At 39.7% G+C, this 21,966-nt stretch carries 19 protein-coding genes; 17 read left to right on the top strand and 2 right to left on the bottom strand.

Annotated features, from left to right (window positions below; genetic code table 11):
• Window positions 1-2: 2 nt before the first annotated feature.
• The 11 genes from prfA (at window position 3) to rlmM (ending at window position 10,165) form a co-directional block, all read left to right on the top strand.
• On the top strand, window positions 3-1,088 hold the full coding sequence (gene prfA, locus ACNSN2_RS09310) for a peptide chain release factor 1 (RefSeq protein WP_010388346.1): 1,086 nt from the start codon (window positions 3-5) through the stop codon (window positions 1,086-1,088).
• Window positions 1,089-1,090: 2 nt separating this feature from the next.
• Window positions 1,091-1,930 carry a peptide chain release factor N(5)-glutamine methyltransferase gene (gene prmC / locus ACNSN2_RS09305; protein WP_010388347.1) on the top strand — a complete coding sequence of 280 codons (840 nt, stop codon included), beginning with the start codon at window positions 1,091-1,093 and terminating at the stop codon, window positions 1,928-1,930.
• A 55-nt stretch (window positions 1,931-1,985) separates the two neighbouring features.
• Window positions 1,986-3,539, top strand: a complete 1,554-nt coding sequence (locus ACNSN2_RS09300) for a DUF3369 domain-containing protein (RefSeq protein ID WP_010388348.1) — start codon at window positions 1,986-1,988, stop codon at window positions 3,537-3,539.
• A gap of 18 nt (window positions 3,540-3,557) precedes the next feature.
• Window positions 3,558-3,932: a SirB2 family protein gene (locus ACNSN2_RS09295; protein ID WP_055013325.1), complete on the top strand. Its 375-nt coding sequence runs from the start codon at window positions 3,558-3,560 to the stop codon at window positions 3,930-3,932.
• 129 nt (window positions 3,933-4,061) lie between these two features.
• Window positions 4,062-4,889 carry a tetratricopeptide repeat protein gene (locus tag ACNSN2_RS09290; protein ID WP_010388352.1) on the top strand — a complete coding sequence of 276 codons (828 nt, stop codon included), beginning with the start codon at window positions 4,062-4,064 and terminating at the stop codon, window positions 4,887-4,889.
• Window positions 4,890-4,909: 20 nt separating this feature from the next.
• Window positions 4,910-6,163 (top strand): DUF819 domain-containing protein, encoded by a 1,254-nt coding sequence (locus ACNSN2_RS09285; protein ID WP_418607131.1) that lies wholly within the window; start codon window positions 4,910-4,912, stop codon window positions 6,161-6,163.
• 9 nt (window positions 6,164-6,172) lie between these two features.
• The gene (kdsA, locus tag ACNSN2_RS09280; protein ID WP_054202475.1) at window positions 6,173-7,027 is read left to right on the top strand and encodes a 3-deoxy-8-phosphooctulonate synthase; all 855 of its coding nucleotides are present in this window, start codon (window positions 6,173-6,175) and stop codon (window positions 7,025-7,027) included.
• Between the two features lie 121 nt (window positions 7,028-7,148).
• Window positions 7,149-8,045: a transcriptional regulator GcvA gene (locus tag ACNSN2_RS09275; RefSeq protein ID WP_008115185.1), complete on the top strand. Its 897-nt coding sequence runs from the start codon at window positions 7,149-7,151 to the stop codon at window positions 8,043-8,045.
• Entirely contained in the window at window positions 8,045-8,701 is a 657-nt protein-coding gene (locus ACNSN2_RS09270; RefSeq protein WP_418607128.1) for an alpha/beta family hydrolase, read from the top strand. Before ACNSN2_RS09275 ends, ACNSN2_RS09270 begins: the two co-directional genes overlap by 1 nt.
• Window positions 8,694-9,062, top strand: coding sequence for a DUF423 domain-containing protein (locus tag ACNSN2_RS09265; protein WP_010388367.1), 369 nt, complete (start codon window positions 8,694-8,696; stop codon window positions 9,060-9,062). The genes ACNSN2_RS09270 and ACNSN2_RS09265 overlap by 8 nt, the downstream gene beginning before the upstream one ends.
• 17 nt (window positions 9,063-9,079) lie before the next feature.
• Window positions 9,080-10,165 (top strand): 23S rRNA (cytidine(2498)-2'-O)-methyltransferase RlmM, encoded by a 1,086-nt coding sequence (gene rlmM / locus ACNSN2_RS09260; RefSeq protein ID WP_055013323.1) that lies wholly within the window; start codon window positions 9,080-9,082, stop codon window positions 10,163-10,165.
• A gap of 42 nt (window positions 10,166-10,207) precedes the next feature.
• Here rlmM and cysZ read toward each other — a convergent pair whose 3' ends face one another.
• On the bottom strand, window positions 10,208-10,918 hold the full coding sequence (gene cysZ, locus ACNSN2_RS09255; RefSeq protein WP_282454259.1) for a sulfate transporter CysZ: 711 nt from the start codon (window positions 10,916-10,918) through the stop codon (window positions 10,208-10,210).
• Between the two features lie 315 nt (window positions 10,919-11,233).
• Between cysZ and ACNSN2_RS09250 the strand changes: the two genes are divergently transcribed.
• The 6 genes from ACNSN2_RS09250 (at window position 11,234) to speB (ending at window position 21,625) form a co-directional block, all read left to right on the top strand.
• Entirely contained in the window at window positions 11,234-13,480 is a 2,247-nt protein-coding gene (locus ACNSN2_RS09250; RefSeq protein ID WP_418607126.1) for a putative bifunctional diguanylate cyclase/phosphodiesterase, read from the top strand.
• A 404-nt stretch (window positions 13,481-13,884) separates the two neighbouring features.
• Window positions 13,885-15,444, top strand: a complete 1,560-nt coding sequence (locus ACNSN2_RS09245; protein ID WP_418607124.1) for a BCCT family transporter — start codon at window positions 13,885-13,887, stop codon at window positions 15,442-15,444.
• An 898-nt stretch (window positions 15,445-16,342) separates the two neighbouring features.
• Window positions 16,343-17,974, top strand: a complete 1,632-nt coding sequence (locus ACNSN2_RS09240; protein WP_418607122.1) for a methyl-accepting chemotaxis protein — start codon at window positions 16,343-16,345, stop codon at window positions 17,972-17,974.
• 207 nt (window positions 17,975-18,181) lie between these two features.
• Window positions 18,182-18,640, top strand: coding sequence for a GNAT family N-acetyltransferase (locus ACNSN2_RS09235; protein WP_008467955.1), 459 nt, complete (start codon window positions 18,182-18,184; stop codon window positions 18,638-18,640).
• A gap of 144 nt (window positions 18,641-18,784) precedes the next feature.
• Window positions 18,785-20,698: a biosynthetic arginine decarboxylase gene (gene speA, locus ACNSN2_RS09230; RefSeq protein WP_418607119.1), complete on the top strand. Its 1,914-nt coding sequence runs from the start codon at window positions 18,785-18,787 to the stop codon at window positions 20,696-20,698.
• 3 nt (window positions 20,699-20,701) lie between these two features.
• On the top strand, window positions 20,702-21,625 hold the full coding sequence (gene speB, locus ACNSN2_RS09225) for an agmatinase (RefSeq protein WP_418607118.1): 924 nt from the start codon (window positions 20,702-20,704) through the stop codon (window positions 21,623-21,625).
• 64 nt (window positions 21,626-21,689) lie between these two features.
• On the opposite strand, the gene ACNSN2_RS09220 is transcribed toward speB, so the two are convergent.
• Window positions 21,690-21,941 carry a hypothetical protein gene (locus ACNSN2_RS09220; protein WP_418607116.1) on the bottom strand — a complete coding sequence of 84 codons (252 nt, stop codon included), beginning with the start codon at window positions 21,939-21,941 and terminating at the stop codon, window positions 21,690-21,692.
• Window positions 21,942-21,966: the final 25 nt, after the last annotated feature.

Raw genomic sequence — 21,966 nt, 5'->3', positions numbered from 1 at the left:
AAATGAAAGAGTCCGTTTATCGTAAATTAGAAACCTTAGTTGAGCGCTATGAAGAAGTACAAGCGCTACTAAGTGACCCATCGGTCATTAGTGATCAAAACCGCTTTCGTACTCTTTCAAAAGAATACTCTGAGCTTGAAGAAGTGGTAAAAACATTTTTAGCGTACCAGCAAGCACAAGAGGATTTGAGCAGTGCTGAAGAAATGCTTAAAGATTCAGATCCTGAAATGCGTGAAATGGCACAAGAAGAATACAAAGAAGCAAAAGCACAGATTTCGACTTTAGAAGATGACATTCAAGTTCTGATGCTCCCTAAAGATCCGAGAGACAACAACAATGTATTTTTAGAGGTTCGTGCAGGAACAGGGGGCGATGAAGCTGCTATTTTTGCTGGCGACTTATTCAGAATGTATAGCCGTTACGCAGAAACAAAAAAATGGAAAGTAGAGGTTGTTACCACCAACGAAGGTGAGCACGGTGGTTACAAAGAAGTAATTGCTAACATCAGCGGTGAAGGTGTTTACGGGCAATTAAAATTTGAATCAGGCGTTCACCGTGTACAACGTGTTCCTGAAACTGAGTCTCAAGGCCGTGTACATACCTCAGCATGTACTGTAGCTGTTATGGCTGAAGTACCAGAAGCAGAAGCCATCGAAATCAATACTGCCGATATTAAAGTTGATACTTTTAGAGCGTCGGGAGCGGGTGGTCAGCACGTAAATAAAACCGACTCTGCCATTCGTATTACCCATTTACCTACGGGTGTAGTGGTTGAGTGTCAAGATGAGCGCTCTCAGCATAAAAACCGTGCTAAAGCGATGTCGGTATTGGCTGCGCGCCTTCAGCAAGCTGAAGATGAAAAGCGTCATGCTGCTGAAGCATCAGAACGTCGTAACTTAGTTGGCAGCGGCGATCGTTCTGAGCGTATTCGTACATACAACTATCCACAAGGTCGTATTACCGATCACCGTATTAACTTAACGCTTTATCGTCTTAATGAAGTGGTAGCGGGTGATTTAGGCGCCGTTGTCGAGCCTCTAATGCAAGAGCATCAAGCAGATTTACTTGCAGCAATGGGTGACGATTAATCGTGACGCCTTCTGTTGAAAACGCTATTACTACAGGTACTAATTTATTAGCATCAAGTAGTGATAGCGCAAAGTTAGATGCACAAGTTTTACTGCTCAATATTTTACAAAAGCCACGAAGTTATTTATTTACTTGGCCTGAAAAACAGCTCACAGATGAGCAGTATCAGGCATTTCAACGTGCCTGTGAACGTCGCTTACAAGGCGAACCTGTTTCGCATATTACCGGCTGTCGTGAATTTTGGAGTTTGCAGCTTGAAGTGAACCCAACAACACTTATCCCTCGACCTGATACAGAAACCTTAGTTGAACTTGCGCTTGAATGCGAAGTGCCTAAAAACGCGAAAGTACTTGATTTAGGCACAGGCACAGGGGCAATAGCATTGGCGCTTGGAAGCGAAATGCCCTCATGGGATATTATTGCTGTTGATCGTATTGATGATGCGGTAGCGTTGGCAAAGCGCAACCAACAGCGATTAGCTATTAATAATGTGACTGTTGAGCAGAGTAACTGGTTCAGTGCGTTAAAAAACAAAAAGTTTGATCTAATTGTAACCAATCCACCCTATATAGAACATGACGATGTTCACTTACATCAAGGCGACGTGCGCTTTGAACCTTTGTCTGCATTAGTCGCAGATGATGCAGGAATGGCTGATATTAAACAAATAATTACACAATCACGTGACTATTTACACGCAAGTGGCTATCTTTTAATTGAACACGGATTTGAGCAAAGTGCAGCTGTGCGTCATATTTTCAATCAAATGGCGTTTATAAATGTAAGCACAGTGAAAGATCTTGGTAATAACGACCGCGTAACGTTCGGACAATGGCCCTAAATTATTTATAGTAGCTCCGTTGTTTGTTTGCATATGGTTTAAGGAATTCTATGTGATGGAAGATTTTTTATTTTCAAATGAACAACCACCTGAAGTAGCAAGTGAAGAGCAAGGAACATGGAAAGTTTTAATAGTTGATGATGAGCCAGAGGTTCACGCTGTTACCCGTTTAGCATTGAGTGACTTTAAGTTCCAAGATAAACGTTTGGAATTTATTAGCGCATATTCAGGTGCAGAAGCAAAAAAGTTAATTGATGAGCACCCAGATGCAGCCATCATCCTACTCGATGTTGTTATGGAAACTGACGACGCTGGTTTGCAAGTCGCGAAATACATACGCAATACCGTTAAAAATAATTACATTCGTATCATTTTACGCACTGGGCAACCAGGTCAAGCCCCTGAGCGTCAAGTTATTGTCAATTACGACATAAATGACTACAAATCTAAAACAGAACTCACCGCACAAAAACTATTCACCGTGATGATGGCTAGCCTTCGTTCGTATCGCGATATTATTTCTATTGAGCAGTCACGTGAGGGGCTGGAAAAAATAATAACCGCCTCTCGCAATATTTTTGCAACTCATTCAATGGATAACTTTATTGAAGGGGTGATGCAGCAGCTAACCTCCTTGCTTAATGTGGCCGACGAAGCTATGTATGCCACTACCTTAGTTGCGCAAAATCCGTCAGAGGAATTAAATAAAAAACTGATTGTTTGCTCTGGCACTGGTGATTTTGCTAAGCGCGAAGGGGAAGAGCTAGAAACAGTATTAGCAGCAGATCAACTCTTAGCGTGCCAAGAAGCCCTAGCTAACAAAGCAATTGTTTATAAAGATGACTATTTGTTTGCCTATTGTAGTAGTAAATTTAATCATAATTCGATGTTATTTGTATCCGGTGTGCCATCGAAACTGACAGATACGCAACGAAATCTAATCGAAATTTTTTCTCAAAATGTGCAGTTGGCATTTGAAAATGTACAATTACACACTGAAGTTGAAGCCACCCAGCAAGAACTTGTCTATCGTTTAAGCGAAGCAGTTGAACAGCGTTCATGTGAAACGGGTAATCATGTAAAACGGGTTGCTTATATTTGTTATGAACTGGCATTAGCGTATGGATTATCTGAAGAGCAAGCGAATTTAATTCGCTTTGCCTCGCCTCTACATGATGTGGGTAAAATAGGTATTCCGGATGCTATTTTAAATAAACCCGGTAAATTAAACAGTGATGAGTGGGAAGTTATGAAAACCCATGCAGGCAAAGGCTACGCCATTTTAAAAGATTCACCGCGTAAAATAGTCAGTGCAGGGGCCTTAATTGCACAGCAACATCACGAAAAATGGGATGGGTCTGGTTACCCTTGCGGCTTAAAAGGCGAGAGTATCGATATTTTTGCTCGCATAGTGGCATTGGCCGATGTGTATGATGCACTGCGTCATAAACGTTGTTATAAAGGTGCGTGGACACTTGAAGAAGCCGTTGCTGAGATCAATGCAAACAAAGGTACGCATTTTGATCCTAAACTTGTTGATGTATTCAATGATAAACTTGAAGAACTTGAAGCGGTAATTTTACGCTTTCCTGATAAAACACATAACTAAACAGAAGTAACAATACACATGGATTATTTAGCATTAAAACATACGCACATGGCGATTGCGCTAGTGAGTATTATTTTATTTTACGTACGTTCTTTTTCGCGCATGGGCAGTGGCAGCCTTGCTAAAAATAAAGTGGTTTTCATTGGTAGCCACAGTATAGATACCTTACTAATCATCTCGGCTATTACTTTAATGGCCATGGCTAAAATAAACCCGTTAGAGCAACTTTGGCTATTAGAAAAAATTGTACTGGTGGTTGTTTATATCGCCGTTGGGATTATTAGTGCGAAGCAAACCACAACATTACCTAAAGTTATGTTTTTAGTGTTTAACACTGCGGTTATCTTAGCTATTGGCTTTTTAGCAACCGCCAAAGCCCCGCTATTGTTGTAATTAACAATACTTGCTTAAGCTTTACACTACAGGTGTAAAGCTTGCCTCTTTATTTCATTTCTGATTATTGGTATCTAACCTTAAAATTAGGTAAACTACGTGTTCGTTTTCTAGAATGTTGTAGTATGAATGACCACCCTCGGGTTTGATGAACACGATGAATCTTATATAGAAGATGCCTACGATGATTTTTTGCCACCGGCAATATATCGTTGTATTAAAGCAGAAGCTAAATGGGACCCTCAAATAGACTTAACACCAAGTCTTGAAATATTGACTGCGTTTGAGCAACAAATAGAGACTATTTGTTCGCAAACACGCGATGCACATGATCGTTTAGAACAACTACTTGATTGCTTTTACAGTCAGTGGTTATTTAGTGCGTCAAGCCTTAAAGTACCTGAGTACAAGCTAAACAGTATTAGCTACACCTTATCTATGCGCAGTGGTACACCCACGACCTTAGCTATTTTGTTATGCCATTTTTTACAGCATGCAAAACTTGATGCTAGTGTAAGCATAACTCAAGGCGAAGTGGGCATTCACGTCGCAATGAGCGATGATGAAGGGTACATTGTTGAGCCAAGTAGTGGTCAACAAAGCTGGTATATCATTCCTGAAAATACCAACGAAGATAATGCACAAGAGCAAGAGCCTCTTGAGCTTATTTTTGAAGACGAAGTATATAAATTATTTTTAGCGCAACAAAAATGGTCTTTTATTAGTGAGAACAAATTTGGTCATGCGTTAACTTGCGTTGATTTGTTAATGGAAATGCTAGGGGATGATCCCTATGAGCGACGCGACAGAGGCTATTTACTAAATCAGCTAGGTTGCCCTAAAATGGCACGAGATGATTTACAATTTTTTGTTGATGAATGTCCCGACGACCCTGCTATTGAAGTCATCCAACATCAAATCGAAGAACTTGAAGATAATCATAAAACCCACCATTAAAAATAAAAATAGGAAACGTTATGGCTGATCCCCAAACTGCCTTGATCACCAATGATGCTGTTGTACTAGGTTTACTGGCGATTATTTTAGGCTTTATTTTTAAAACCTCGTCAAGTCCGCGCCCAGGGCTTGTAACATTTTACAAATATGTGCCTGCATTATTGCTGTGCTATTTTTTACCATCGTTGCTAAATACCTTTGGTATTGTTGATGGCTCGCAATCGAGTGTGTATTACGTTGCCTCGCGGTATTTATTACCTGCGTGTTTAATCTTACTAACTATTAGCATTGATTTAAGAGCGATTATTAATCTAGGCCCTAAAGCATTAATTATGTTCTTAACGGGCACCGCAGGTATTGTGATTGGTGGGCCATTAGCTATTTTAATTATGAGTGCCGTTTACCCTGAAGCAGTGGGTGGACATGGCCCTGATGCTGTTTGGCGCGGTATGACAACTATTGCGGGCAGCTGGATTGGCGGCGGCGCGAACCAAGCGTCTATGAAAGAGATGTTTGAAGTTGGCGGTGATATCTTCTCTGCTATGGTTACTGTTGATGTGATTGTGGCTAATCTATGGATGGCGGTATTATTATTAATGGCGGCTAACCATAAAGCGATTGATGCCAAAGCGGGGGCCGATACTACTGCGATTGAAGATTTAAAACAGCGTGTTGAAAAATACCATGCAGAGCATGCCCGTATGCCAACGCTGAATGATTACATGATGATTATTGCTATTGCCTTTGGTATTACTGGTTTAGCACATTTTTGTGCTGATATTTTAGGACCGTTCTTTGCCAATAACTATGCATGGGCAAAAGAATACAGTTTAAATAGTAAGTTCTTTTGGCTTATTGTTATATCGACCACTATAGGCATTAGTTTATCGTTCACTAGAGTGCGTCATATCGAAGCCTTTGGCTCGTCTAAAGTGGCATCAGCATTTTTATATATCCTAGTAGCATCAATTGGCCTGCATATGAATGTGATGGCGATTTTTGATTCACCAATGTATTTTGTGCTTGGTGCAATTTGGATGCTAACTCACGCCAGCTTAATGCTGATTGTTGCTAAACTAATTAAAGCGCCGTTATTTTACATGGCTGTTGGCTCTCAGGCCAATGTAGGTGGCGCGGCCTCGGCTCCTGTTGTCGCCGCTGCGTTTCATCCATCACTGGCACCGGTAGGCGTTTTATTAGCAGTACTAGGCTATGGTGTAGGTACATATATGGCGTATATTTGTGGATTAATGATGCAAGCAGTTGCACCATAAGGAATTAAAATGAACAACCAAGTTATAAATATTAATCAAATAGAACTGGCAAATGATAAACCTTTCGTTTTATTTGGTGGCATGAATGTGCTGGAATCTCGTGATTTAGCGATGCGTATTGCCGAGCATTATGTTGAAGTGACTACTAAATTAAATATTCCTTATGTATTTAAGGCGTCATTTGATAAAGCCAATCGCTCGTCAATCAATTCTTACCGTGGTCCGGGCATGGAAGAAGGCTTAAAGATATTTGAAGAGATTAAAAATACCTTTAATATTCCGCTGATCACCGATGTGCATGAACCTCATCAAGCAGCACCGGTTGCTGAGGTTGTTGATGTTATTCAGCTACCGGCATTTTTGGCTCGTCAAACAGACTTAGTGGTTGCAATGGCAAAAACAGGCGCGATTATTAATGTGAAAAAGCCACAGTTTTTAGCCCCACATGAAATGCGTCATATCATTACTAAATTTAATGAAGCGGGCAATAATAATGTGGCCTTGTGTGAACGTGGTTCAAGCTTTGGTTATAACAACCTAGTAGTTGATATGCTGGGCATGGATGACATGAAAACCATGGCGCCCGTTATATTTGACGCTACTCATGCGCTACAACGTCCTGGCGGTCGAGCTGATTCAGCCGATGGTCGTCGTGCTCAAGCAGCAGAACTGGCTCGTAGTGGCATGGCACTGGGTATTGCAGGCTTATTTATTGAAGCACACCCAAATCCAAATGAAGCAAAATGTGATGGCCCTTGTGCATTAGCACTGAGTAAATTAGAAGGGTACTTATCGCAAATGAAAGCGGTTGATGATTTAATCAAAAGCTTTGCTCCGCTTGATACCAGTGCTAGCGATTTATAAAAGAGTGATTAACTCATAAAAAAGCGACTTAGGTCGCTTTTTTTGTGGCTTGAATATACTCTTTCCCAGCATAGGTATATAATTCACCGCATAAGAAAAACTAATTCTAAGCTTGGTTGCCATGTCAAGACGAGTTCCTCCATTAAACGCGCTAAAAGCTTTTGAAGCTGCAGCCCGTCATTTAAGCTTTACTAAAGCCGCAGAAGAGTTGTATGTGACACAGGCTGCGGTAAGTCATCAAATTAAAACCCTCGAAGAGCACTTAGGGTTAAAGTTGTTTTTGCGTAAAAATCGCTCGTTACTTCTAACCGAAGAAGGTCAAGGCTACTTTTTAGATATTAAAGAGATTTTTACTCAGCTAATTGACGCAACCGAAAAGCTACTAGCCCGTGGTGCAAAAGGCTCGCTAACAGTGAGTTTAACCCCGAGCTTTGCGATTCAATGGCTTATTCCTCGATTGAGCTTATTTAACGAGTTACACCCTGAAATTGATGTGCGAATTAAAGCCCAAGATCAGGACGAAAACTCGTTAACAGACGATGTTGATATTTCAATTTATTATGGTCGTGGTCATTGGAGTGGCGTACAAGCTTATAAATTGCACACTGAATACTTAGTGCCACTGTGTAGCCCATTATTGTTAAGTGGCCCTAGAGCGCTTAATCAACCAAGTGATTTAGCAAACCATACCTTGTTGCATGACACTACGCGTAAAAACTGGAAAACATGGATGAAAACCGCGGGTGTTCGCAACGTACAAGTTAACCAAGGGCCTATTTTTAGTCATTCATCTATGGTGCTGCAAGCTGCGGTACATGGCCAAGGTGTTGCAATAGGTAATAGTGTTTTAGCAAAACCAGATATTGATGCAGGTCGATTAGTGATCCCGTTTAATCACAGTTTAGAAAGTAAAAACGCCTATTATTTGGTGATCCGTGAGTCGCAAAATGAATTAGGTAAAATTGTGTCATTTAAAGATTGGATGTTAAGCCTAGTTGAGCAGGAGCAAGAATATTAATGAGCATTGAATGGGTTAAAAGCAGTCAGCAACCTGCAATCGCACAGTTTATATTTGCGCATGGTGCAGGGGCTGGCAGTGATTCTGAGTTTATGCAAACCATGGCCAAACAGCTCAGTGAGTATGGTATTGACGTTGGGCTGTTTGATTTTGAATACATGCAAATTGCTAAACAAACCAATAAACGTCGCCCACCAGAGCGAGCACCAAAATTACTTACATATTTTGAGCATATACTTACTCAAGCTGATGCAAATTTACCGCTATTTATAGGGGGTAAATCAATGGGCGGGCGAATGGCGTCTATGCTTGCTTGCTCAACCTCGCATATTGTTTTAGGTGTACTTGCGTTTGGTTATCCGTTTCATCCACCGGGCAAGCCAGAAAAGCTCCGAACAGATCACTTTGCAGACATACCATGTCCTTTTTTAGTACTACAAGGTGAACGAGACACCTTTGGCACCCGTGAAGAGCTTGCCACAATGGCAATGCCAAAACAGCCGCAGTATATATGGTTAACTGATGGTGACCACTCACTAAAACCACGTAAAAAAAGTGGTATAACTGAGCAACAAAACCTGAATGTTGCAGCAATGCAGGCGGCTAACTTTATCAAAAGCACCATTGAGAATGTAAAAGAGGAAAAACATGATTAAACTATTTTTACTCGCAGGCAGCTTTTTTTGTATGCTTTCAGTGATACTGGGCGCATTTGCTGCCCATGGTTTAAAAAGTCGCTTATCAGATTACGCTATTGGTATTTTTAAAACCGCCGCCGAGTATCAAATGGTACATGGGCTGGCACTGATTGCAGTGGCAATCTTAATAAAGTGGGGCATTAACTTAAGCATGGCAGGTGGTTTTTTTATAGCGGGTACACTGTTATTTAGTGGCAGCTTATATTTACTGGCTTTAACCGGCTTAAAGTGGCTGGGCCCAATTACACCTCTAGGTGGACTGTGTTTTATTATTGGTTGGATAGTTATTTTAGTGCAAGTTGCACGATTTAAGTTTTAAAGAGTTTAAGGGTTAATATGTCTAGTGTTGTGATTTACTGTCGTAGTGGTTTTGAAAGCGATGCCGCTGCTGAAATAACGTTTCACGCCGCCGAGCAAGGGTTTGCAGGGTATGTAAAAGCAAAACCAAATACCGGTTATGTTATTTATGAATGTTTTGAAGCGCAGCACAGCGACGAAATAATCAAAAAAGTTGATTTTAAAAATATGGTATTTGCACGCCAATGGTTTGCCGGTAACCTGATAGAAAATATGCCATTAGAAGATAGAGTGGGCGCTATTGTAGATGCCGCAAAAGACTTTACTTTATGCTCTGAACTACGAGTAGAAACACCCGATACCAACGAGGGCAAAGAGTTACTGACTTTTTGTAAAAAAATATCAACTCCGCTTAAAAAAGCGCTCGAGAAACAAAACACCGTATTGCGTGAACCAAAAGCCAATCGTCCAGTAATGCATGTGCTGTTTTTAGCTAATAATACTGCGTATGTGGGTCACTCTTATAGCTATAACAACTCACCTTTCTTTATGGGGATTCTGCGTTTACGTATGCCAAACGATGGCCCAAGCCGTTCAACCCTTAAGTTAGATGAAGCATTTAATGTATTTATTCCTGAGCAGCAGCGTGAGTCAAGAGTACAAGCTGGGATGCGCAGCGTTGATTTAGGTGCTTGCCCAGGTGGTTGGACTTATCAGTTGGTTCGCCGTGGTATGTTTGTTAGCGCGATAGATAATGGCCCAATGAATGAAAGTTTAATGGAAACAGGACAAGTAAAACATTTTAGAGAAGATGGTTTTAAATACCGCCCAGAAAAAAGAAACATAACCTGGTTAGTTTGCGATATGGTAGAAAAACCAACGAAAGTAACTAACTTGATGATTGACTGGGCAGTAAATGCCTATGCAAAAGAGCTTATTTTTAATCTAAAACTACCGATGAAAAAACGCTTTGATAGTGTATATGAATGTCTAAAAATGATTAGGGAGGAAATGGCGAAGTTCGGTATTAGCTACGAATTACAAGCTAAGCATTTGTACCATGATCGTGAAGAGATAACGGTGCACTTAAACGTAATTAAAGTACCACAAAGCTTATATAGTTAATTGATTAGCGAGTATAAAAAATGGGCCAACAGGCCCATTTTTTTAACTACGATATTGTGGACGGTAATGCTCAACCCATAACCGTGTAGCGCCGCATACTGCCACAGGCATCACAATTAAATTTATAAATGGGATAGCGGTTAGCAGCATCACTGCAAAGCCAAACCCGTAAGATAAGCCTTGTTTGCTTTTTAAGTCATTTTTCATTTGAGTGAAGCTAACTTTGTGGTTATCAAAAGCATAATCTTTATATTGCACCGCATACATCCAGCAGGTAAAAAGCACCCAGAGCACTTGGCCTATTACCGGTAACACCCACAATAGAATAAAAAAGCCAATAGCGCGCGGGAGGTAGTAGCAAAGCTTAGTCCATTCTCGGCCTAGCATTCGCGGCACATCTTTAACTAAATCAGCTAATCCATCGTCGTTGATTTTTTGACCAGTTAAATACAGCTCAACTTTTTCACTTAGCAAGCCATTAAAAGGTGCGGCGATAAAGTTAGTAATAACGGTAAATAACATACTGTAACTAAACAGCACCACCAGTACAGCAATTGGCCACATTAACCACTCGAGCCAACTTAACCATTCTGGGAGCATGGTATTTACAGCATTAAAGCCATCACTCAGCCAGCCAAATAAAAAGAATAAGGAGCTACCAAATAATAAAATATTAATAAGTAGGGGGATTAGTACAAAGCGTTTTAGTCCTTTTTGACTAATTAACTTAAACCCGGAAAAAAAATATTCCATACCTTGCGTTATTTGCACACTAACCTCATCGATTATTTATCTTTTGGCTATTATAAATAGCTTGATGATTTTAAACAGTACTTTTAAGTAACAAAGTATTTAATAAATGGTATTTCAAATAGAATGATAATAAATTGCTAGCTTGGGCAATTGCTTTGAATTCTTCGAAAGTGCCTAATGAAATAAAATGCTCGGCAATAGACAAAATTATCATAGATGCTAATTTCAATATTATGTATAGTCAAAAGACTATAATAAATTATTATATAGAATATAGCGGCGCATTTAGCGTAAGTGACTGTTGAGGAATATAATTTGATTGAAATCATGAGAGTCAGAAAGCTGCTTTCTCAGCAACAAAGTATATTATCTAAAATAGCCTTGGGTGCGCCACTTGATGAAGTACTTGAAAATATTTGTTTATCTATTGAGGATCTTATTGAAGACTCCTCTGCGAAGTGCTCTATATTAACACTCAAAGGTGAGCAGTTATTTCATAGTGCGGCGCCTAATATTGCAAAGGGTTACTGTGAGGCAATTAATGGCGTACATATCGGCCCCAGTGTTGGCTCATGCGGTACTGCAGTGTATGAAAAAAAGCGAGTAATAGCCTCAGATATTGCAACATCACCCTTATGGGAAAACTATAAAGCGTTGGCATTGAGTTTTGATTTAAGGTCGTGCTGGTCAACCCCTATTATTTCAACACAATCAGACATATTAGGCACTTTTGCAATTTATCATGACAGTGCCAAGTCACCGACACCTCAAGATTTAGAGTTAATAGACTTTTTTGTTGATTTCACCAGTATTGCTTTAGAAAAGCACACAGAGTCACTAAAATCAAAAGTGTTACTTGCAGAATTACAGCAAAGTAATGAAAAGTTTAAAGCCTTCGCAAAAGTACTTCCCGATCTAACTCTTATTTTGAGTGAAGAAGGGGAGTATACCAACGTTTACGGCACTACTAATGAAAGTTTATATTTAAGCCAAGAGCATGTGATTAATCGAAATGTCAGAGATATTATGCCTCCCGAGGATGCTAATCCTATTATGGCGGTAATTGCCAAAACGCTTCAAACTAATGAAGTTCAAGTGTTTGAGTATCAGCTAAATATAAAAGGTAAACAACTTACATTTGAAGGACGAACAGCCCCGCTTGAAAGTTACCAACCTAATAATCCCTCTCAGCGACATGTAGTATGGATGGCCAGAGATATCTCTACTCGTAAAGCGGCAGAAGAAGAGGTGCAACGGTTAGCATTTTTTGACCCGCTTACAAACCTCCCGAACCGCAGAATGCTTAATGATAAACTCAGTATGTATGTTGAACAAATTAAGCAGTCTGATCACACGGGCGCACTCTTATTTTTAGATTTAGATAATTTTAAACGTATAAACGACTCATTAGGGCACAATGCCGGTGATGAAATACTGGTTGAGCTATCACAGCGACTAACGCGTGTTTTAAACCCAACAGATACCCTTGCCCGTGTTGGCGGTGATGAATTTATTATACTCATTGAGAATGTAGGAGATAGCCATAAGCAAGCGAGTCTTGAATCAGAATTAATGGCTAAAGTGGTACAAAGCGTTTTTTATGACAAGTTTGAGATAGGGGATTTGGCGTTTCAAGTTAGCTGCAGTATAGGTATATGTTTAATTAATAACGCCAATGCCATTAGCGAAAATATTTTAAAATTTGCAGATACCGCTATGTACCGCTCTAAAATGAAGGGTGGAAATAGCAGTAGCTTTTACGATCCTGCACTGCAAACCTTACTGGAAAATCAAACTGAGCTTGAAACAGATATAGTCAGAGCGATTGCATGTGATGAATTTTGTGCTTACTTTCAGCCTCAATTATCAATTGATGGCAGTATTATTGGTGCAGAAGCACTCATACGATGGAATCACCCAACCAAAGGACTAATCTCTCCTAATTCGTTTATTCCGATTGCCGAGCAATTTGGCTTAATTCAAAAGTTACAAAACATTGTATTGCGCGATATTTGTATTTTACTGGAAACACTTCGAGATCATAACGTACTGAAAAACCAGTTTAATGTGTCTATTAACATTAGCCAGTGTCAGTTTAATTCTTCTACTTTAAAAGGAGAATTGTTTAAAGCGATTGAGACGTATGATGTATTACCCTCACAAATTAAATTAGAGATCACTGAGTCTATGTTAGCGGGTGATTTAATGAGTACGGTAAAGCAAATGAAAGAGCTAAAGTCGCAGGGATTTGTATTTTCAATTGATGACTTTGGTACCGGCTACTCGTGTTTAAAGCACTTGAGTGTTTTACCGATAGACGAACTAAAAATAGATAAAAGCTTTATTGATAAAGTGTTGGATAACGCATCGGGGCAAAGCATAGTTCAGTCTATTATTGGTTTAGGTCATAGTTTAGATATTAATATTGTAGCCGAAGGGGTCGAAAGTGCTGAGCAACTACATATATTAAAGTCGATGGGTGTAAACGCAGTGCAAGGGTTCTTATTTGCAAAACCATTAACACACAGCAATTACTTAAAATGGCATAAAGAGCACCAATAACATCGTGCTTGTTACTAACTGAGGCGACAAGTTTAGTTACCCCAATCAATAAGTCGCTTTGTTTAACCTCTAATTGGGCAGTAACGTTTGCTAACTTACTGCGTTTTAGCTCAAACAGAAATGTATACTTTTTGTTTGTTTGCTAGCTAAGTGTAATGAGTTTTTTACTATTTTGTAACAGTTGCACAAATCATTGCTGTGGCATTGGTTTAGCGTTTTTAACGCGTTAAACTAGTCAGGAATTGGCAATAAGTCTACTTGTTGTGACATTATCTAAACGTAAACACGACAGGTACTTGAAACTTGCTTTTGAGTTGCTTTTTCGTTCGTTGTAACTATGGTTTAGGGTTATGTCATGGTATGTCGCTATGTCGGTAACTGTAAAAAACCATTAGGAGCGATAAATGAATACCACGAAAGCAGCTTTAAAGTCGGGTGAAATACACTCTCCCCGAGTAAAGTTTCTGGAAGGGGTTGATATACCCGTTTTTTTAATCAGTGGCGGTATATTAGTTTTATTTGCCGCGCTGGCACTGTACGACATAAAACTGATGTCGGATTGGATAAACTCTGCCTTTGCCTTCTCCACCAAAATATTTGGCGCCTTTTGGCAAGTTCTGCTGTTATTAACCTTTGTGATTGGCATATTTTTAGCCGTAGGCCGCACCGGTTCAGTGGTGCTCGGCGGTTTAAAAACCCCTGAAATATCTACCTTCAAATGGATCAGTATAATTATGTGTACTTTGCTTGCAGGTGGCGGTGTATTTTGGGCCGCAGCAGAGCCAATGGCACACTTTATTTCTCCGCCCCCGTTATTTGGTGGTGAAACTGGCACAAAGGATGCCGCCTACAACGCTCTTGCACAAAGCTTTATGCACTGGGGCTTTTTAGCCTGGGCTATTTTAGGTAGTTTGACCGGCATTGTTTATATGCATCTCCATTACGAAAAAGGATTACCGCTTAAACCGCGCACTTTGCTTTACCCGGTATTTGGCGATCGCGCAATGAAAGGTGCGCTTGGTACTATTGTTGATGCATGTTGTGTACTCGCTGTGGTTGCTGGCACTGTTGGTCCTATTGGTTTTTTAGGTTTACAAGTGAGTTTTGGTCTAGAAAAGTTGTTTGCCATTCCTGATACCTACACCACGCAGGTGGTTATTTTATTTAGCTTAATTGGAATTTACACACTTTCAGCGGTAAGTGGGGTTACCAAAGGTATTCAGCTACTAAGCCGTTTTAATGTTGTACTGGCAGTGTTGCTGATGTTGTTTATATTACTAATGGGGCCAACTGCGTTTATTATCGACAGTTACATTCATTCCTTTGGTTTGTATTTAGATAACTTTATTCCTATGGCTACATTTCGTGCCGATAAACCGTGGCTAGACTGGTGGACTGTATTCTTTTGGGGCTGGTTTTTAGGTTATGGCCCATTAATGGCTATGTTCGTTGCACGTATATCCCGTGGACGTACTATTCGTGAAATGATTTTACTTATTTCTGTGGTTGCCCCTGTGATCACGTGTTTTTGGTTTACTATTGTTGGCGGCTCAGGCATCTTTTTTGAATTAAATAATCCTGGCGTTATATCAGAGCCTTTTGCTGGGCTTAATTTGCCAGCGGCATTGTTAGCCATCACTGAGCAGTTACCTATGGGATTTGTTGTGTCGGTGTTATTTTTAGTACTGACCACTATTTTTGTGGCAACAACAGGTGATTCAATGACGTACTCGGTATCTATGGTAATGACGGGTACCGATCACCCACAAACGTCTATTCGAGTGTTTTGGGGGATTATGATGGGGGTGATGGCGGCGTTGCTTATTTCTATAGGCGAGGGCGGAATTTCAGCCTTGCAGTCGTTTATTGTGGTCACTGCGGTGCCAGTTTCGTTTGTGTTACTACCTTCGTTGTGGACAGCACCACGAATAGTTAAGAAAATGGCAGACGAACAAGGACTTTAAATGTATACAAAAGGGCGCTAATTAGCGCCCTTATTGATTACATAATTAACCTTTTCGCTTGCGTGGTTTTAACACCTCAGTTTTATTTGCTTCCTTTTTTTGTTTACGTTTTTCTTTTAACGATAACAAGGGTTTTTTCTTGGTATTCTTAGACATATCATCACCTCATAAAAAATAATAAATAAACTTTTTACCATTTCCATAAACTTTAAATATATAAACCCAATACACGACTCCTTAATTAAAGTGTTTTCAAAGAAAATATTGAATAAACCGTAGCTATTAAGAATAGTAGTTTTTAAATTAACTAGAGCGCAATAAAGCGCCCACTTGAGTGGGGGAATATTAGGGCGAAGCTCCCTAATAATGAGGTATAAAATAGTACCGCAGGTGTTTTCATAGCCTCTAATCTAGCAGTTTAAATAATAACTTCAAGTCCACAGTTAGGTTGTCATTGATTAAATATTTAGATTTCAATACTAAGAGTAAAAGTTTGCTCCAAAGAGGTGATAGTTAGTTTTAATTTTTTGAGGCTAATGCATGTCGAGGTTACTTAGAACTAGTTCAACCTAGATAAATAAATCTAGTTACAATGTGTAATTAAAGAACACTTCCTGTTCAATTTTCATATTATTATATTTACGACTGGTTGATTTGTTTTAACTGTATGTTTTCTTGTTGTGCTTTTTTTAAACATGATTGTTATTTTTGAAGCTTTTCCTTTCACTTCATTAAGAAGTGTGTGCTAGACTCCGCGCCCGAAAAAAGTAGTGTGTGATTCTACTTTTGTTAATTCTTAATGGTTAGTTTTTGTCAGTGGTAGCTTCAAACTTTTTACTTAGTTCTGGGGTTGACCTAATAAAAATTTAACCTTTTTTGTGCAAGGTCAATCATCGTTATGTCGTTTTTTAAAAACTTAGCAATTCGCAAAAAAATCGCGTTTGCTTTTATTATTATAGCCATAGTTAATATTGCTTTTGGTGTGTATTTGTATCGTTCTTTAGGCGCTATCGAACACGATATTCTTAATTTAACAGACGATACTATACCGTCCATGATGATGGTGAATAATATGAAATACACTATGTCGTCAATTCGCCGAGCGCAAATTAGTTTATTATCTGCCACTGATGCTCAGGAAGTAGCAGAAGACATATTATGGATGAACACCCGTTACCAAGCGATTAAAGACAGTTTGACTCGTTATGAAAATGGCATTTGGTCTGATCATGAGCGCAGTGTTTTTATGCCAGTAAAAAACTTATGGCAACAGTACTTAAAACAACTAGATGGGTTTGACAATGACATCAAAAATAAAAATCTTAGTAAAGCTAAAGAAGATATTCAGCGCTCTTTAGTTGTGTTTGAGAAGCTTGAAGTTGCTGTTGATGAACTATCTAAACTGAGTTTTTCATATGTAGATAAAAATCGGTCAGGGCTTATTAAATTAACAACTGCAATTATTAATACGTCAACAATACTAAGTGTCGGGTTAATCATTTTTATGGTAATTGTTACCTTAATCCTAGCGCGTTCAATTTGCCATCCATTACAACTAGTAGTCAAATTAGCAAACACAATTGCAAACAATAACTTAAGTCATACACTAGAGCGAAATCAAATAGGCAATGATGAACTCGGCGAATTAGCCGATTCTTGTATGACTATGCAAAATAACTTACGTCTAATGGTAGAAGATATTGTGGCTGGCGCAACACAATTGACCCATGCAGTTGAAGAAGTAAGTACAGTATCAGAGCAAACCTCTCAAGGAATGCAGCAGCAACAAAGTGAAGTTATGCAAATCGCGACAGCTATGACGCAAATGCAATCGACCATTGCAGAAGTGGCGCGTAATACAGAAGAGGCTTCTGATACTTCTCGTCAAAGTAGTCAGCAAGCAATTGTTGGTTCGCAGCAAATGAATTTGGTGGTCAATTCAATAAATGATGTTACTCAACAAATTACCCAAGCTGAGCAACGCGTTTTAGAGCTTGAAGAACAGGCACAGCTTATTAATGTGGTAGTTGATGTTATCAGTAATATTGCCGACCAAACTAACTTACTCGCACTTAATGCAGCTATAGAAGCAGCCCGTGCTGGTGAGCAAGGTCGTGGGTTTGCTGTGGTTGCGGATGAGGTTAGAGCACTTGCTGGTAAAACTCAGGAGTCAACAGGTAATATAGTTAGTATTATTCAAAATCTACAAGACTGTGCCATTAAAGCGCGCAAAGCAACTGCACAAAGCAGTACACTCATGGATCAATGTGTAGTACAAAGTCAAGAAACAGGAGATGCTATTGAGATAATAAACGATCAAAGCTCTCACATAGCAGATATGACTTTGCAAATAGCAAGCGCTTGTAGTGAGCAGGATTCAGTTAGCGAGGATCTAAACCAAAATATTGAGCGTATAAATGAATCAGCTAAAGAGGTAGCACAAGGCTCAGCAAGTGCAGCTCAGTCATGTGTTGAATTAAGCCAGTTAGCAGTGCAGCTGCAAAGTACGGTTAATCGTTTTCAGGTATAATATAGCTTGGGGCATGATCAACTTTTTATAAAAATAAACGCTGGATAGGTACTGCTCTTCTACAAGGATGTAGTTATAACTTTGATAGTGAGCTTGTTTTTTGTCTTTTTATTTAATGTAAATAGCATAAGATGCTCTAACTAGGTTGTTCATTCCTATCGATACGGTATAGTTTAAATATATTTAAGCATAACCTTGAGATAAACCATGCAGTTAGTCGACTTAGACCCTTGTGATCAGGATGTGATCAACGTATTTGCTGACATAGATCGACTTATTAGCTCATTATATCCTGTAGCAACTTCACAAGCGCTTACAGTTAATGAGCTTGGTTTACCGGGCGTTTACGCTGTAGGGTTAAAAAATCAAGACGGAATAGTTGCCTGTGGCGCGATAGTAAAGCAATTTGATGGTAGCTGGTATGGCGAAATTAGACGGCTTTACGTAAAACCTAGCTATCGCGGAAAAGGCTTATCACGGCGTATTATGCAAATTCTATTGCACTATGCTGGCGAAGAAGAAATCCCAATCATAAAACTAGAAACAGGACCAAAGCAAATACAATCAATCCATCTTTATGAGAATTTAGGATTTGTGCAATGTGCTCCTTTTGGTGAATACACAGAAAACCCAAACAGCTTATTTATGGAGCTTGCGCTCAGCTAATACAGCTCTGTTTAAGGCTTTTATTTATCAATTTCAATCCTAACTCGTTACGAGTAGAAATACTTGTTGGACATGAATCACTATTTTTCTTTTAATGCGCGGCAACTAGCCGAATCGGCATTCATAAATAAAAGAGAAAGATAAATGAAAGAGACAACATCACTAGAACAAGCTCGTACGAGCTACAACGTTCGTCATTGGAGCCAAGGTTTTTTTGGTATTAATGATCAAGGTGATGTGTATGTTGCGCCAAAGGCTGATGCCCCACAGCAAACCATTGCACTAACAGACATTGCTAAGCAGCTTGAAGAAAAAGGTTTAAGTTTGCCAGCACTCGTTCGTTTTCCACAAATATTACACCATCGTGTGCATAGCTTATGTGGCGCATTTAATACCGCAATAGAAAGCTATGGGTATCCAAAAGACTATTTATTAGTTTATCCGATTAAAGTAAATCAACAGCGCGAAGTCGTTGAAGAAATTGTTGCCAGTCAAGCACAAGTAGAAAAAAAACAGCTAGGTTTAGAAGCAGGCAGCAAGCCAGAGTTATTAACCGTATTAGCATTGGCTGAAAAAACCAGTGCGGTGATTGTGTGTAATGGCTACAAAGATAAAGAATATGTGCGCTTAGCGCTGATTGGCGAAAAGCTGGGCCATAAAGTGTATATCGTACTTGAGAAATTGTCTGAGCTGGACATGGTGCTTAGCCAAGCCAAAGAACTTAATGTAAAACCTCGCATTGGCATTCGTGTGCGTTTAGCATCGCAGGGCAAAGGTAAATGGCAAGCAAGTGGCGGTGAAAAATCGAAGTTTGGGTTGTCTGCTTCACAAGTGCTGTATGTAGTAAACCGTTTAAAAGAAACAGATCAGCTTGATTTAGTACAGCTTGTGCATTTTCACTTAGGGTCGCAAATGGCCAATATTCGTGATGTACGCTTAGGTGTAAGTGAAGCTGCGCGTTTTTATTGTGAATTACGTAAGTTGGGTGCACAAATAGAGTGCCTTGATGTAGGGGGCGGTTTAGCGGTTGATTACGACGGTACACGCAGTCAATCACACAACTCAATGAACTACAGTTTAGCCGAATACGCAAATAATATTGTGTATACCATAGGTGATATTTGTAAGCAGTATGAACAGCCTTTCCCTACCATTATTTCAGAGTCGGGAAGAGCATTAACGGCGCACCATGCAGTGCTTATTTCCAATGTAATTGGCACCGAAACATATGCACAAGAAGAAATAGAAGCGCCAGCAGATGATGCGCCGCAATTACTTAAAAATATGTGGATTTCATGGCAACAATTGCATGTACTTACTGATGACCGTGCATTAATTGAGATTTTTCACGACAGCCAAGGTGATTTAGCTGAAGCGCATAGTCAGTTTGCGATGGGATTATTAGATTTAACCCAACGCGCATGGGCCGAGCAAATTAATTTGCGTGTGTGTTATGAGCTTAATAAATTAATGGATAACAAAAATCGTTTCCATCGTCCGATTATTGATGATCTGAATGCGCGTTTAGCGGACAAGTTTTTTGTCAATTTCTCATTGTTTCAATCATTGCCTGACGCGTGGGGTATTGACCAAGTGTTTCCGGTATTGCCTTTAAGTGGTTTAACGCAAGCTCCACAAAAACGGGCTGTGTTACTAGATATCACCTGTGATTCAGATGGCGCATTAGAGCATTATGTAGATGGTCAAGGTATTGAAAGTACGTTACCAGTACCAGAATTTACAGCAGATAAACCTTATTTAATGGGTTTTTTCTTAGTAGGTGCCTATCAAGAGATTTTAGGCGATATGCATAACTTATTTGGTGATACGCACAGTGCTATTGTCAATATGGATGAGCAAGGTATTGCTAGCATTACAGAAATTAATCATGGTGATACTGTGGCTGACATGATGCGTTATGTACATTTAGATGTTGAAGGTTTTCAGCAGTCATACGCGCAGTTAGTCAGCGCAAAAATTGCAGCAGATGAACAGCAAAGCGTTTTAGACGAGTTGCAAAGCGGCCTTGATGGCTACACTTATTTAGAAGAGTTATAAGCAATGTCTAGCTTGTTTGGTTGTGTTGACCACTCATTGTACTCAAATGGGATGACGTTTTTACGTCGTCCTATGGTACAAAACATTAACGCGATTGAAGCCGATGTAGTGGTATTGGGTCTACCGTTTGATTTAGCCACTTCAGGGCGCCCTGGTGCCCGCTTAGGGCCTGATGCTATTCGCAGAGCATCGGTACATTTAGCATGGGAAGATACAAAATACCCATGGACATTTCCATTGTTTGAGCGCTTAACCGTGGCGGATGCTGGCGACTTTACTTATCCGGTGGGCGATCCTGAATATTTTACCGCGCAATTAGAAATGGCGGCAGAGCAAATACTTCGCCAAGGTAAAACATTATTAGGCTTGGGTGGCGATCATTTCGTAACGTTACCACTATTGCGCGCACATGCAAAAATTCATGGCAAAATGGCATTAGTTCACTTTGATGCGCATACCGATACCTATAGCAACGGCTCGCGTTTTGATCACGGCACCATGTTTTATCATGCGCCAATGGAAGGGTTAATTGATGTTAATCACAGTATTCAGCTCGGCATTCGTACTGACTTTGATCAAAGCAAGCATGAGTTTGCAGTGATTGATGCCATGCAAGCCAATGATCTGCATGCGAATGATATTGCAGCTCAGATTATTGAGCGAGTGGGTGATTTACCGGTTTACTTAACCTTTGATATAGATTGTTTAGACCCCGCCTTTGCACCAGGTACGGGCACACCAGTGTGTGGTGGTTTAACCTCTGATAAAGTGCTTAAAATCTTACGCGCACTGAAAGGCATTAATATGGTGGGAATGGATGTGGTTGAAGTATCCCCGTCGTACGACCAAAGTGAGCTTACCGCCATTGCCGCTGCAACGATTGCCAGTGAATTACTGCATTTGTGGGCATTTAAGCATAAATATTAATATGTGTTAATGCAGTTTAAAAAGCGCCAATTTGGCGCTTTTTTTGTATGAAAATAAAAGACTATTAAAACTGCATATTGTGCTTTTTAGCATAAAGAAAAAACACCGGAATTTCGATTATGACGTAAGTTAAAAAAGTAAACCAAAACCAATTAACTTCAAATATTAACCAGCTAAATTGCACGCCTGAGTTGTAATAAAGAGTAGATGCAATTAATAGCGTAATGCCTGTTGCAAATAAATCTTGCACCGATACTTTTTTAAAGCTGCTGCCTGCAAAGCGCGGATAAATAAACCCGTAGCCAAGCGTTATCATAATGATAACCAATAAGAGCAAATTT

The sequence above is a fragment of the Pseudoalteromonas sp. US3C1013 genome (assembly GCF_048401115.1).
In the GTDB taxonomy this organism is placed as follows: Bacteria; Pseudomonadota; Gammaproteobacteria; order Enterobacterales; family Alteromonadaceae; genus Pseudoalteromonas; species Pseudoalteromonas undina.
This window is presented reverse-complemented; position numbering and strand designations above follow the sequence as displayed.

Excerpts from the sequence above, each read along its gene's own strand:
- ACNSN2_RS09290 (WP_010388352.1), top strand. The coding sequence starts at position 4,062 with ATGACCACCCTCGGGTTTGATGAACACGATGAATCTTATATAGAAGAT.
- ACNSN2_RS09300 (WP_010388348.1), top strand. The coding sequence starts at position 1,986 with ATGGAAGATTTTTTATTTTCAAATGAACAACCACCTGAAGTAGCAAGT.
- ACNSN2_RS09220 (WP_418607116.1), bottom strand. The coding sequence starts at position 21,941 with ATGATAACGCTTGGCTACGGGTTTATTTATCCGCGCTTTGCAGGCAGC.
- speB (WP_418607118.1), top strand. The coding sequence starts at position 20,702 with ATGTCTAGCTTGTTTGGTTGTGTTGACCACTCATTGTACTCAAATGGG.
- ACNSN2_RS09245 (WP_418607124.1), top strand. The coding sequence starts at position 13,885 with ATGAATACCACGAAAGCAGCTTTAAAGTCGGGTGAAATACACTCTCCC.
- ACNSN2_RS09235 (WP_008467955.1), top strand. The coding sequence starts at position 18,182 with ATGCAGTTAGTCGACTTAGACCCTTGTGATCAGGATGTGATCAACGTA.
- kdsA (WP_054202475.1), top strand. The coding sequence starts at position 6,173 with ATGAACAACCAAGTTATAAATATTAATCAAATAGAACTGGCAAATGAT.
- ACNSN2_RS09265 (WP_010388367.1), top strand. The coding sequence starts at position 8,694 with ATGATTAAACTATTTTTACTCGCAGGCAGCTTTTTTTGTATGCTTTCA.
- ACNSN2_RS09240 (WP_418607122.1), top strand. The coding sequence starts at position 16,343 with ATGTCGTTTTTTAAAAACTTAGCAATTCGCAAAAAAATCGCGTTTGCT.
- cysZ (WP_282454259.1), bottom strand. The coding sequence starts at position 10,918 with ATGGAATATTTTTTTTCCGGGTTTAAGTTAATTAGTCAAAAAGGACTA.
- prfA (WP_010388346.1), top strand. The coding sequence starts at position 3 with ATGAAAGAGTCCGTTTATCGTAAATTAGAAACCTTAGTTGAGCGCTAT.
- speA (WP_418607119.1), top strand. The coding sequence starts at position 18,785 with ATGAAAGAGACAACATCACTAGAACAAGCTCGTACGAGCTACAACGTT.
- ACNSN2_RS09285 (WP_418607131.1), top strand. The coding sequence starts at position 4,910 with ATGGCTGATCCCCAAACTGCCTTGATCACCAATGATGCTGTTGTACTA.
- ACNSN2_RS09270 (WP_418607128.1), top strand. The coding sequence starts at position 8,045 with ATGAGCATTGAATGGGTTAAAAGCAGTCAGCAACCTGCAATCGCACAG.
- ACNSN2_RS09275 (WP_008115185.1), top strand. The coding sequence starts at position 7,149 with ATGTCAAGACGAGTTCCTCCATTAAACGCGCTAAAAGCTTTTGAAGCT.
- rlmM (WP_055013323.1), top strand. The coding sequence starts at position 9,080 with ATGTCTAGTGTTGTGATTTACTGTCGTAGTGGTTTTGAAAGCGATGCC.
- ACNSN2_RS09295 (WP_055013325.1), top strand. The coding sequence starts at position 3,558 with ATGGATTATTTAGCATTAAAACATACGCACATGGCGATTGCGCTAGTG.